The organism is Pseudomonas sp. ABa2, from assembly GCF_056676075.1.
Map to the genome: position 1 here is coordinate 2491631 of NZ_CM155239.1, position 12446 is coordinate 2504076.

The 12446-nt window shown below is 65.2% G+C and carries 11 protein-coding genes and 3 tRNA genes; 4 read left to right on the plus strand and 10 right to left on the minus strand.

Going from position 1 to position 12446, the window contains the following annotated elements; all coding sequences use genetic code 11:
- Nucleotides 1-50: 50 nt before the first annotated feature.
- The 3 genes from AC1G9C_RS12190 to AC1G9C_RS12200 form a co-directional block, all read right to left on the minus strand.
- A tRNA-Leu gene (locus AC1G9C_RS12190) sits at nucleotides 51-135 on the minus strand.
- 56 nt (nucleotides 136-191) lie between these two features.
- Nucleotides 192-267, minus strand: a tRNA-His gene (locus AC1G9C_RS12195).
- Nucleotides 268-302: 35 nt separating this feature from the next.
- Nucleotides 303-379 (minus strand) — tRNA-Arg (locus AC1G9C_RS12200).
- Nucleotides 380-647: 268 nt separating this feature from the next.
- On the opposite strand from AC1G9C_RS12200, the gene folD reads away from it, so the two are divergent.
- Nucleotides 648-1502 (plus strand): bifunctional methylenetetrahydrofolate dehydrogenase/methenyltetrahydrofolate cyclohydrolase FolD, encoded by an 855-nt coding sequence (gene folD, locus AC1G9C_RS12205; protein WP_480410340.1) that lies wholly within the window; start codon nucleotides 648-650, stop codon nucleotides 1500-1502.
- Between the two features lie 60 nt (nucleotides 1503-1562).
- Here the strand turns inward: folD and AC1G9C_RS12210 are convergent, their stop codons facing one another.
- From AC1G9C_RS12210 to AC1G9C_RS12235, 6 genes are read right to left on the minus strand one after another with little or no spacing between them, the layout of a single operon-like run.
- Nucleotides 1563-3305 carry an ABC transporter substrate-binding protein gene (locus AC1G9C_RS12210; protein WP_021445158.1) on the minus strand — a complete coding sequence of 581 codons (1743 nt, stop codon included), beginning with the start codon at nucleotides 3303-3305 and terminating at the stop codon, nucleotides 1563-1565.
- A gap of 51 nt (nucleotides 3306-3356) precedes the next feature.
- Nucleotides 3357-3629, minus strand: coding sequence for a DUF2160 domain-containing protein (locus AC1G9C_RS12215; protein WP_397498452.1), 273 nt, complete (start codon nucleotides 3627-3629; stop codon nucleotides 3357-3359).
- 12 nt (nucleotides 3630-3641) lie between these two features.
- Entirely contained in the window at nucleotides 3642-4442 is an 801-nt protein-coding gene (locus tag AC1G9C_RS12220; protein ID WP_021445160.1) for a carbohydrate ABC transporter permease, read from the minus strand.
- Between the two features lie 8 nt (nucleotides 4443-4450).
- Nucleotides 4451-5314, minus strand: coding sequence for a carbohydrate ABC transporter permease (locus tag AC1G9C_RS12225; protein ID WP_045735967.1), 864 nt, complete (start codon nucleotides 5312-5314; stop codon nucleotides 4451-4453).
- A complete protein-coding gene (locus AC1G9C_RS12230; RefSeq protein ID WP_480410341.1) occupies nucleotides 5311-6408 on the minus strand; it encodes an ABC transporter ATP-binding protein in 1098 nt (365 codons plus the stop codon). Before AC1G9C_RS12230 ends, AC1G9C_RS12225 begins: the two co-directional genes overlap by 4 nt.
- A complete protein-coding gene (locus tag AC1G9C_RS12235) occupies nucleotides 6408-7502 on the minus strand; it encodes an ABC transporter ATP-binding protein (RefSeq protein ID WP_021445163.1) in 1095 nt (364 codons plus the stop codon). The genes AC1G9C_RS12230 and AC1G9C_RS12235 overlap by 1 nt, the downstream gene beginning before the upstream one ends.
- Nucleotides 7503-7762: 260 nt before the next feature.
- Here AC1G9C_RS12235 and AC1G9C_RS12240 point away from each other — a divergent pair, with 260 nt between their 5' ends.
- The 3 genes from AC1G9C_RS12240 to ampC all read left to right on the plus strand — a co-directional run bounded on the left by AC1G9C_RS12240 (nucleotide 7763) and on the right by ampC (nucleotide 11707).
- Nucleotides 7763-9601 (plus strand): sigma-54-dependent Fis family transcriptional regulator, encoded by a 1839-nt coding sequence (locus tag AC1G9C_RS12240; RefSeq protein WP_480410342.1) that lies wholly within the window; start codon nucleotides 7763-7765, stop codon nucleotides 9599-9601.
- A 13-nt stretch (nucleotides 9602-9614) separates the two neighbouring features.
- Nucleotides 9615-10421 carry an alpha/beta fold hydrolase gene (locus tag AC1G9C_RS12245; RefSeq protein WP_480410343.1) on the plus strand — a complete coding sequence of 269 codons (807 nt, stop codon included), beginning with the start codon at nucleotides 9615-9617 and terminating at the stop codon, nucleotides 10419-10421.
- Between the two features lie 107 nt (nucleotides 10422-10528).
- Nucleotides 10529-11707 (plus strand): class C beta-lactamase, encoded by a 1179-nt coding sequence (gene ampC / locus AC1G9C_RS12250; RefSeq protein WP_480410344.1) that lies wholly within the window; start codon nucleotides 10529-10531, stop codon nucleotides 11705-11707.
- 55 nt (nucleotides 11708-11762) lie between these two features.
- Here the strand turns inward: ampC and AC1G9C_RS12255 are convergent, their stop codons facing one another.
- Nucleotides 11763-12398, minus strand: a complete 636-nt coding sequence (locus AC1G9C_RS12255) for a DUF2459 domain-containing protein (protein ID WP_480410345.1) — start codon at nucleotides 12396-12398, stop codon at nucleotides 11763-11765.
- Between the last annotated feature and the right edge of the window lie 48 nt (nucleotides 12399-12446).

Consider the following 12446-nt stretch of genomic DNA (forward strand, 5'->3'; position numbering starts at 1 on the left):
TGCAGAAGTCACCCTAGAAGCAGGCGGCAGTCGGGAGGGCTAGATAAAGATGGTGCGGACGGAGAGACTCGAACTCTCACACCTTGCGGCGCCAGAACCTAAATCTGGTGTGTCTACCAATTTCACCACGTCCGCGTGGTCGGAACCTTAAAACAAAAACGCCAGGCCTTGGGGCCTGGCGTTCTGGAATATGGGGTGGACGATGGGAATCGAACCCACGACACCAGGAGCCACAATCCTGTGCTCTACCAACTGAGCTACGCCCACCATATTGCTTTTTGCTTGCATGCCTAGCTGCCAAATGGCACGCCCGGCAGGACTCGAACCTGCGACCATCCGCTTAGAAGGCGGATGCTCTATCCAGCTGAGCTACGGGCGCCTATCCATCTGCAAGCGCAGACTTAAAGCTTTCGGCTTAGGCTCTACCACAAGGGCTTTACCGCTGCCGTCTTACCCAGCGACTGGCTGTGCTCGACAAGCGGGGCGAATGTTATAGAGGCGGCCACACCCCGTCAACAGAAAAAATCAAAAAAATTCAGCGATATAAAGGAGTTACGCGAAAACGACAGTAGGCGCCTTTGCCCGAGGGAGCGCCCATGCGAGAATGCGCGTCCTTTTTTCATCCTTATTAATGGTTAATCAGCGCAATGACCGCACAACTGATCGACGGCAAGGCGATCGCCGCCAGCCTCCGCCAGCAGATTGCCCAACGTGTCGCCGAACGCCGCCAGCAAGGCCTTCGTGCGCCAGGCCTGGCCGTGATCCTGGTTGGCACCGATCCCGCCTCCCAGGTCTATGTGTCACATAAACGCAAGGACTGCGAAGAAGTCGGCTTTGTTTCCCGCGCCTATGATCTGCCGGCAGAGACCAGCCAGGCCGATCTGCTCGCCCTGATCGACGAACTCAACGAAGACCCGGCCATCGACGGCATCCTGGTACAACTGCCGTTGCCCGAACACCTGGACTCCTCCCTGCTGCTCGAGCGCATTCGCCCGGACAAGGACGTGGACGGTTTCCACCCCTACAACATCGGTCGCCTGGCCCAGCGCATGCCGCTGCTGCGCCCCTGCACGCCGAAGGGCATCATGACCCTGCTGCAAAGCACCGGCGTCGATCTGTACGGCATGCATGCAGTAGTAGTCGGCGCCTCCAATATCGTCGGCCGGCCGATGGCCATGGAGCTGCTGCTGGCCGGTTGCACCGTCACCGTCACCCACCGCTTCACCAAGGATCTGCCGACCCACGTTGGCCAGGCCGATATCGTCGTGGTCGCCGCCGGCAAGCCGGGTCTGGTCAAGGGCGAGTGGATCAAGGAAGGCGCCATCGTCATCGACGTCGGCATCAACCGTCAGGAAGACGGCAAGCTGGTCGGCGACGTGGTCTACGAGACCGCCCTGCCCCGCGCCAGCTGGATCACCCCAGTGCCGGGCGGCGTCGGCCCGATGACCCGCGCCGGCCTGCTGGAAAACACCCTGCACGCAGCCGAACACCTGCATAAATAAGCAGCGCTACACAACGAACAACGGCACCTGCGGGTGCCGTTGTCGTTTCTGCCTTACCGATCAGTTGCGCGCCTGCTCCCAGGATTTAAGCAGCTCGTCATAGGCGATGGTCTCGCCCTTGGGCTTTTCATTGTCCAGCTTCGGTTTCGGCGCACCCGGCTGATCCAGCCAGTATTGCGGATCACGCGGCTCGTTCAGCTTCGGCCCGCATTCACCCAGCACGCCGGAGCGCTCCAGGCGGCCGAGCATGGTGTCCTGCGCCGCGGCCAGACCATCGAGCGCCTGCTGCGGGGTCTTGTCGCCGCTGGCCGCCTCGGCGATGAACTGCCACCACAGCTGGGCCAGACGCGGATAGTCCGGCACGTTGGTGCCGGTCGGCGTCCATTGCACCCGCGCCGGGCTGCGGTAGAACTCCACCAGCCCACCGAGCTTGGGCGCGGCGTCGGTCATGGCCTGGGAGTTGATGTCCGACTCGCGGATCGGCGTCAGGCCAACCAGGGTCTTCTTCAGCGACACGGTCTTGGAGGTGACGAACTGGGCATAGAGCCAGGCGGCCAGACGCTGCTTCTCCGGGGTGGACTTGAGGAAGGTCCAGGAGCCGGCGTCCTGGTAGCCGAGCTTCATGCCCTCCTCCCAGTACGGCCCCTTGGGCGACGGTGCCATGCGCCACTTCGGCGTACCGTCCTCGTTGACCACCGGCAGGCCCGGCTTGGTCATGTCGGCGGTAAAGGCGGTGTACCAGAAGATCTGCTGGGCGATGGCGCCCTGCGCCGGCACCGGCCCGGCCTCGGAGAAGGTCATGCCCTGGGCTTCCGGCGGGGCGTACTGACGCATCCAGTCGACGTACTTGCTGGTGGCGTAGACCGCCGCCGGACCGTTGGTGTCGCCGCCACGGGCGACGCTGGAGCCCACCGGCCGGCAGCCGTCGACGCGAATGCCCCATTCGTCCACCGGCAGGCCGTTGGGCAGGCCCTTGTCGCCGCCGCCGGCCATGGAGAACCAGGCATCGGTAAAGCGCCAGCCCAGCGACGGGTCCTTCTTGCCGTAATCCATATGGCCGTAGACGCGCTGGCCGTCGATTTCCTTGACGTGCACCGAGAAGAACTCGGCGATGTCCTCGTAGGCCGACCAGTTGACCGGCACGCCCAGCTCGTAGCCGTAGATTTCCTTGAACTTGGCCTTGAGCTCCGGGCGCTCGAACCAGTCGGCGCGGAACCAGTAGAGGTTGGCGAACTGCTGGTCCGGCAGCTGGTAGATCTTCTTGTCCGGCCCGGTGGTGAAGGAGATGCCGATGAAGTCCTCGAGATCCAGGGTCGGCGAAGTGAAGTCCTTGGCCTCGCCGGCGATCATGTCGCTGATCGCCACCGCCTTGCCGTAGCGCGCGTGAGTGCCGATCAGGTCGGAGTCGTTGACCCAGCCGTCGTAGATGTTCTTGTCCGACTGCATCTGGGTCTGCAGCTTCTCGACCACGTCGCCTTCCTGCAGCAGGTCGTGCTTGAGCTTGATGCCGGTGATCTCGCTGAAAGCCTTGGCCAGCACCTTGGACTCGTACTCGTGGGTGGTGATGGTTTCCGACACCACACTGATGTTCATGCCGCGGAACGGCTCGGCGGCCTTGATAAACCATTTCAGCTCTTCAAGCTGCTGCTCGGGCGTCAGGGTCGAGGGATTGAACTCCTCGGCGATCCATTTCTTCGCGGCCTCCTCAAAGGCATCGGCCCAGGCCGCACCGCTCAAACCGGACAACGCCAGCAGGGCGGCCAACGCCATGCTATGTCGGGTCTTGTTGTTATTGTCGAACATAGAGACCTCCATCTCAGGATATGGGGAGAGGCATACCGGTGGCAGCCCGGCTCAGCCCCAGCGCATGACTGCGCACAACCACAACAGTGATAGCAGCGAGGCTATCCACACGCTCCAGTCGGTCACGCCTATCACCAGCAGGTGCAGGTAGGCGCTGCCGAGCAGACCGATAAACAGCCGATCGCCCCGGGTGGTGGCAATCGGCAGAAAACCCTTGCGCTCGACGCACGGCCAGCGCAGCTCGACCAGCGTCATGCCGGCCAGCAGCATGGCGATGCCGGCAAAGAACAGCGCGGTCGGTAGAGTCCAGGCCATCCAGCTCATGACAAACCTCCCTTACACGCGACCGAGGGCGAAGCCCTTGGCCACATGGTTGCGAACGAACCAGATCACCAGCATCCCCGGAAGGATGGTCAGCACCCCGGCGGCGGCCAGCACGCCCCAGTCGATGCCCGAGGCGGACACGGTACGGGTCATCACCGCCGCGATGGGCTTGGCGTCCACCGAGGTCAGGGTGCGCGCCAGCAGCAGCTCGACCCAGGAGAACATGAAGCAGAAGAAGGCGGTGACGCCGATGCCGGAGCGAATCAGCGGAATGAAGATCTTCACGAAGAACTTGGGAAAACTGTAGCCGTCGATATAGGCCGTCTCGTCGATTTCCTTGGGCACGCTGGACATGAAGCCCTCGAGAATCCACACCGCCAGCGGCACGTTGAACAGGCAGTGCGCCAGCGCCACGGCGATATGGGTGTCGAACAGGCCGATGGACGAGTACAGCTGGAAAAACGGCAGCAGGAACACCGCCGGCGGCGCCATGCGGTTGGTCAGCAGCCAGAAGAACAGGTGCTTGTCGCCGAGGAAGCGGTAGCGCGAGAAGGCATAGGCCGCCGGCAGCGCCACGCTGAGCGAGATCAGGGTGTTGAGGCTGACGTAGTACAGCGAGTTGAGGTAGCCCTCGTACCAGCTGCGGTCGGTGAAGATCACCCGGTAGTTGTCCAGGGTGAAGTTCTGCGGCCACAGGCTGAGGCCGCCGAGAATCTCGGTGTTGCCCTTGAACGACATGTTCAGCAGCCAGTAGATCGGCACCAGCAGGAATAGGAAGTAGAGCAGCAGCACCAGGCGTTTGCGCAGCATCATGGTCGGCCTCAGCGGGTTTTGTCGTCGTGGGTCATGGCGGTGTAGAACAGCCAGGACACCAGCAGGATGATCAGGAAGTACACCAGCGAGAACGCCGCCGCCGGGCCCAGGTCGAACTGGCCGATGGCCATTTGCGTCAGGGTCTGGCTGAGGAAGGTGGTGGCGTTGCCCGGCCCGCCGCCGGTGAGCACGAAGGGCTCGGTGTAGATCATGAAGCTGTCCATGAAGCGCAGCATCACCGCGATCAGCAGCACGCTTTTCAGCTTGGGCAGCTGAATATGGCGGAACACCGCCCAGTTCGACGCGCGGTCGATGCGCGCCGCCTGGTAGTAGACGTCGGGAATGGCGCGCAGCCCCGAGTAGCACAGCAGCGCCACCAGCGAGGTCCAGTGCCAGACGTCCATGATCAGCACCGTCACCCAGGCGTCCATGGTGTTGGAGGCATAGTTGTAGCTGATGCCCAGCTTGTTCAACACCCAGCCCATCAGGCCGATGTCGGCGCGGCCGAAGATCTGCCAGATGGTGCCCACCACGTTCCACGGGATCAGCAGCGGAATGGCCATCAGGATCAGGCACAGCGAGGCCCAGCGCCCGCGCGTCGGCATGCACAGGGCGATGGCGATACCCAAGGGAATCTGGATCAGCAGCACGCAGGCGGAGAAGATGAACTGGCGCAGCAGCGAATCGTGCAGGCGCGGGTCCTGCAGCACCTGGCGATACCAGTCGACGCCGACGAAATAGCGGGTGGACGGATCGAAGATGTCCTGCACCGAGTAATTGACCACCGTCATCATCGGCACGATGGCGCTGAACGCCACCAGCAGGAACACCGGCAGCACCAGCCACCAGGCCTTGTTGTTCTGCACCCTCATGGCGCCACCTCCACCAGGTAGTCGTCGGCGTAGAGCATCAGCCACTGCGCCGGGAAGCTCAGGTACACCTGCTCGCGCGGCACCGGCTGATCCTCCTGCAGGCGCGCCTTGAGCACCTGGCCGTCGAGGTCGAAGGTGAGGATCTTGTAGGTGCCGAGGTCCTCGACGTGCAGCACCCGACCGCACAGCGCGTCTTCGTAGGCGCCATCCCAGACGTGGACGAACTCGGGACGGATGCCCACCTGCAGGCGCTTGCCGTCCAGCTCGACCAGGCGCTGGTTGAGCGCGTCGGAGAGCGGCAATACCGTCCCGGCAAAACGCACCCCGCCCTCGCAGCGCTGCACCTCGATCAGGTTCATGCCCGGACTGCCGATGAAGTAGCCGACGAAGGTGTGCCCGGGGCGCTCGAACAACTCGCGCGGCGTGCCGAACTGGACGATCTGCCCGCCGTACATCACCGCGATCTTGTCGGCGAAGGTGGAGGCCTCCAGCTGGTCGTGGGTGACGTAGACCATGGTGATATTGAACTGCTCGTGGATCTGCTTGAGCTTGCGCCGCAGCTTCCACTTCAGGTGCGGGTCGATCACCGTCAGGGGCTCGTCGAAGAGGATCGCCGACACGTCGTCGCGCACCAGGCCACGGCCCATGGAGACCTTCTGCTTCTCGTCGGCGGTGAGGTTGCGCGCCTTCCTGTGCAGCAGCGGATGCAGTTCCAGCACCTCGGCGATCTCGTGCACCTTGCTCATCACCCGCGCTTCGTCCAGGCCCTGGTTGCGCAGCGGGAAGGCCAGGTTGTCGAACACCGTCATGGTGTCGTAGACCACCGGGAACTGAAAAACCTGGGCGATGTTGCGCTGCTGCGGCGACAGCGCGTTGACCGCCTTGCCGTCGAACTGCACCTCGCCCTGAGACGGGCTGAGCAGGCCGGAGATGATATTGAGCAGGGTCGACTTGCCGCAGCCCGACGGCCCCAGCAATGCATAGGCGCCGCCCTGCTGCCAGACGTGGTTCATCTCGCGAATTGCATAGTCTTCAGGCGCTTTCGGCACGCCGCTGTAGCTGTGCGCCAGGTTGTGCAGACGAATCTCGGCCATCAGGCGGCCCTCCCCTGACGACGGCTGGGCGCCTGCACCAGTTGCCCGTCGGCGGCGAAGACGAACAGCTTGTGGGTGGGGATATAGATGAGGATCGGCGCATCCACCGCGTACTCGTGCACCCCGGGTAGGTGCAACACCAGCACGAACTGCTCGTTGCGCACGTGGAGGAAGGTTTCCGAGCCGCTGATCTCGGCCAGCTCGACGGTCACGGCCAGTTCCAGATCATCGTCGTTGGACGGCACCAGGCCGATATGGCTGGGCCTGACGCCGAAGCGGTACTCGCCCTCGGCGATGCCGCGCAGATCGGGGTTGAGCGGAAAGTGCACGCAATCGGCGAAGCTCACCTCGGTGCCACTGATGCGCCCCGGCATCAGGTTGATCGCAGGTTCCGAGAACAGCTCGGCGGCCAGCACCTGCTGCGGGCGATGGTAGACCTCGGCGGTCCTACCGCTCTGCACCACCCGTCCTTCGTGCAGGATGGTGGTGGTGCCACCCAGGGCCAGCGCCTCGTTGGGCTCGGTGGTGGCGTAGATGGCGATGGTGTGGCGCGCCTGGAACAGCTCGCGCATTTCCTGACGCAGCTCCTCGCGCAGCTTGTAGTCGAGGTTGACCAGGGGCTCGTCGAACAGGATCAGCGAGGCATCCTTGACCAGCGCCCGCGCCATCGCCGTGCGCTGCTGCTGGCCGCCGGACAGCTCCAGCGGGTAGCGCGCCAGCAGCTTGTCGATGCGCAGCATGCGCGCGGTGGCCTCGACCTTCTCGACGATCTGCTCCTTGGCCACCCCAGCCTGGCGCAGCGGCGAGGCGATGTTCTCGAACACCGTCAGGGTCGGATAGTTGATGAACTGCTGGTAGACCATCGACACATTGCGCTGGCGCACCGGCACACCGGTGACATCGGCGCCGTTCATCAGCACTCGCCCGCTGCTGGGGCGATCCAGCCCGGCCATCAGGCGCATCAGGCTGGTCTTGCCCGCCAGCGTGCGGCCGAGCAGGACGTTGAAGGAGCCGGGTTCGAAACTCAGGCAGGCATCGTCGATATGCACCTGGCCGTCGACGATACGGGTGACGTGTTCGAGCTTGAGCGACATGGCCTGTCCTTTTTCTTGTCGTGCCATTCGGTTTCGAACACCTACAGCGACAAGCGTGCCAGACCGCCAAAAATCAGAATATCTATCTGTTCCAGAAGAGAAATAAGCGCAGGTTCGGGTTGCTGGGCGATGTTCGACTGAACACTTTTGAACAGTCGAATGTGAACAACTGAACAATTCGTTCGTTGACATTGAACAGGCTTGAACGAAACTGGACCCATCGCGACGCAGATCGCGAACCGACAAGAAGAGATCGCACCATGACAGAAGCTGCCCGTGCCCCGGCACACGACACCATCATCCAGGAGTCCTGGTCGCGCTGTCGTGACTACGGCCTGACCCACCAGAGCACGCCGCGCTTCGACCCGCCGCCCCCCGACGAACTCTCGGCCCTGCTGGAAAGCCGCCAGGCCTTGGTGCAGACCACCCACCAGGAGGTGCTGCCCTACTACGGCACCATCCTCGCCAACTCCAACTGCCTGATCATGCTGGCCGACGAGCAGGGCCGGCTGCTGCAGTCCTGGGGCGACCGGCGCTTCATCGAGCCGCGCCAGGCCGCCGGCTTCGTCGCCGGCGCCAGCTGGCTGGAGCGCTACACCGGCACCAATGCCATCGGCACCGCACTCGGTTGCGGCCAGGCCGTGCATATCCAGCACGACGAGCATTTCCTCAAGGCCAACCGCTTCATGACCGGTTCGGCCTCGCCGATCTTCGACGAACAGCGGCGCATGATCGCCGTGCTCGACGTCTCCAGCGACAGCTACCTGCCGCCGGCGCATACCCTCGGCATGGTCAAGATGATGAGTCAGTCGGTGGAGAACCGCCTGATCCTCAAGCTGTTCGCCGACCAGTACCACCTGCTCAGCTTCAACACCAGCCTGGACAACCTCGACAGCCCCTGGGCCGGCCTGGTGGTGTTCGACGAACAGGGCCATGTGGTCTCGGCCAACCGCCGCGCCGATAACCTGCTCGGCCAACCGCTGGCCTACGGCGCCATCGAGCAGCTGTTCGACGTGCCCTTGCAACAACTGCTAAACCAGCCGGACGGCCAGCCATTCGGTCTGCGCACCAGCGGCCAGTTGCGTTTCCATGCGCGGATTCGACGCCCGGCGCAGCCGGCACCGATCCAGGCCCGCGATTTCCGCCCGCAGACCGCGCCGCGCCCCAGCGGCGAACCCGAGCTGCATGCGCTGAGCCTGGGCGATGCGCGGATGGACAAGGTCATTCGCCAGGCCGAACGCCTGCTGGAGAAGGACATCCCGATCCTGGTGCAGGGTGAAACCGGCGCCGGCAAGGAGGTCTTCGTCAAGGCCCTGCACCGTGCCAGCTCACGCGCCAGCCACCCCTTCATCGCGGTCAACTGCGCGGCCATTCCGGCGGAACTGGTGGAATCGGAGCTGTTCGGCTACGAGAAGGGTGCCTTCACCGGCGCCAGCCAGAAGGGCCATGTCGGCCTGATCCGCAAGGCGCACAAGGGCACCCTGTTTCTCGACGAGATCGGCGACATGCCGCTGCGGGTGCAGGCCCGTTTGCTGCGCGTGCTGCAGGAGCGCTGCGTGCAGCCGCTGGGCAGCAGCGAACAGCATCCGGTGGACGTGCGGCTGATTTCCGCGACCAACCGCCCGCTGCGCCAGGACGTCGACAGCGGTCAGTTCCGCGCCGATCTGTACTACCGTATCAGCGGGCTGAACCTGGAACTGCCGCCGCTGCGCGAACGCAGCGACAAGCAGGCGCTGTTCCAGCGGCTGTGGGAGCAGCACCGCGAACCCAAGCAATGGGCCGGACTCAGCCGCGAGGTGGTGGAACTGTTCCAGCGTCATCCCTGGCCGGGCAACCTGCGTCAGCTCAGCAGCGTGCTGCGCGTGGCGCTGGCCATGGCCGACGACCAGCCCATCCGTGCCGAGCACCTGCCGGACGACTTCTTCCTCGATCTGCCGGCGAGCGCACCCGGTGCGGCGCAGGCATCGTCGGTCGAGCCCAGCGATCTGGCCAGCCAGTACCGCGCCTGCGGCGGCAACGTCTCGGGCCTGGCGCGGCGCCTGGGCGTCAGCCGCAATACCCTGTACAAGCGCCTGCGCGAGCAAGGCGTGCGCGTCTAGCGCGGGAGGTTGCATGCCACACGAAGCCTTCTGTCGCGAGGCCGGCAACGGCCCGGCGGTGGTCTGCCTGCACGCCAACGCCAGCAGTTCCAGCCAGTGGCTAGCGCTGATGGAGCGCCTGGCGCCCGACTACCGAGTCCTCGCGCCCGACGCCTACGGCGCCGGCAAGAGTCCGGACTGGCCGTCGGATCGGCAGATCAGCCTGGGCGACGAAGTCGAGCTGATCGAACCGCTGCTGGCGAAGGCCGGCGCACCACTGGCGCTGGTCGGTCACTCCTACGGCGCGGCGGTGGCCCTGCTCGCCGCCCTCAGGCACCCCGAGCGGATCGCCGCGTTGGTGCTTTACGAACCGACGTTGTTCGCCCTGATCGATGCCCGGCAACCGCCGCCCAATGCCGCCGACGGCATTCGCGCGACAGTGGCGCAATCGGCGGCCGCTCTGGATGCGGGCGATCCCGCGGCGGCCGCCGAACACTTTATCGACTACTGGATGGGGCCCGGCAGCTGGCGGCAGATGCCCGAGCGGCGTCAGGCCCCCATCACCGCCTCGGTGCGCAACGTGCGCCGCTGGGCTTATGCGCTGCTCAGCGAGCCCACAGCGCTGGCGGCCTTCACCACGCTGCGCGTGCCGGTGCTCTACCTGCTCGGCGAGCGCTCGACCGCCGCCGCGCACGCGGTGGCCGAGCTGTTGCTGGCCAGCCTGCCCCGGGTCGAGCGGCTTGAATTCGCCGGTCTCGGCCATATGGGCCCCGTCACGCACCCGCAGCCGGTCAACGAGGCGATTGCAGCCTTTCTCGCCCTGCATCACCCTGTACGCTGACCTCACCGGCTAGCATTGGCGACGCCGCCGCATCGCCAGCATCGCGCTAGCGAGCGCGCAAAACGTGACAATTCACCTTATATAAACTCAATAAATAATTGATTTTAATGAAATTAAAAATACTAGAATCTACTTTAAGTCGCCTGCGTGCAGCGTTCCTGCTGGGCTTGCTGCTCGGCGCCGGCGACACTCTGGCCGGCAGCACGGCGAAGCAGCAGATCGAAACGGCGGTGAACGCCATCATTGAACCGCTGATGGCCGAGCACGCCATTGCCGGCATGGCGGTCGCCCTGAGCGTCGAGGGCCGGCGCTACACCTTCAACTACGGCCTGGCCTCGAGGGAAACGGGGCAAGCCGTCGACGACGCCACCCTGTTCGAGATCGGCTCGGTCAGCAAGTTGTTCAGCGCCACCCTGGGCGCCTACGCCGCGGCCAGCGGCAAACTCGACCTGCACGACAGCGCCAGCCAGCACCTGAGCGAGCTGCGCGGCGGCCCCTTCGAGCAGATCAGCCTGCTCGACCTGGCCACCTACAGCGCCGGCGGCCTGCCCCTGCAGTTTCCCGAACAGGTGCTGGATCGCGCGTCGATGCTGGCCTATTACCGCAGCTGGCAACCGAGCTATGCCGCCGGCACCCAGCGCCTCTACTCCAACCCGAGCATCGGCCTGTTCGCCCACCTGGCCGCCGCCAGCCTGGGCGAGCCTTTTGCCGAATCGATGGAACGGCGGCTGTTTCCGGCCTTCGCCCTGACGCAAAGTTATATCCAGGTACCGCCATCGCGCCTGCCCGCCTACGCCCAGGGCTACGACAAGGCGGATCAGCCGGTGCGGGTCAACCCCGGCATGCTGGACGCCGAGGCCTATGGGGTAAAAGCCAGCGCGGCGGATCTGCTGCGTTTCGTCGAGGCCAACCTGCACCCCGAGGCGCTACCCGAGCCCTGGCCGCGCGCCGTGGCGATGACCCAGACCGGCTATTACCGGGTCGGCGACATGAGCCAGGGCCTGGGCTGGGAGCGCTACGCCTACCCCATCGACCTGGCGCGCCTGCAGGCCGGCAACTCCGCGGACATGGCGCTGCAGCCACAGGCCATCGAGCGCTTCGACGCGACCATACCCGCCACAGGCGACCTGCTGCTGAACAAGACCGGCTCGACCAACGGCTTCGGCGCCTATGTCCTGCTGCTGCCGGCACGGGACATCGGCCTGGTGCTGCTGGCCAACCGCAACTACCCCAACGCCGAGCGGGTGCGGGTGGCCCTGCAGATACTCGAGGCGCTGCCGCGCTGAATGACACTGCAGCCCGGATGCAATCCGGGCAGGCGCCGACTGCAGGCTGGCGCGGTCACGGCGCTTGGCAGATGAAACCCGCCAGCGCCGGGCTCCGCAGTTGCCTCATCAGCCCGGATGCGGTCAGCGGCGAGCCCTCGCCGAGCGGCAGCCCGGCCGCCGCCAGCGCCTCGGCGACCCAGGTGTTGCAGGTATTGAGCAGCGAGTAGCGGCCGTTGGCCCGGTAGAAGCGACTGTGCCCGTACAGGCCGGGGCCGAGCGCTTGCGGCCGGCCTTCGGCATCCAGGGCGAAGCCGGCCAGCAGGTAGTCCAGCAGACGCTGGTAGCCCGCCTCGTCCGGCGCCAGGGTCATCTGCCCGCCAGTCGGCCGCGCGGCCAGCTGCACCAGGTGCAGCACGCTGTCGCCCGACCAGAACAGCGCCTGCACGCCCTGAGCGAAACCGGCATCCGGGTTGCGGTAGAAGCCCTCGTCGCCCCAGCCCAGCTCGATAAAACCCGTGCCTGGGAAGTCCTCGGCCAGGGCCGGCAGGCGCTGCAGCAGGTCGGCCGCCGGCAGCAGCAGGCCGGCGTGCAGGCCGTGGTCGACCACCTGCACCGCCCTGCGCGGGGCGCAATCCGGCGGCGCCTGGGGAGGCTCGGGCGCGGTGGCGCAGCCGAGCAGCAGCACGACAAACAGCAACGGAATGCGCATAGGCGGTCGACTCGCAGCCAGGATCAGGCTCAACCATAAGCCAGATCC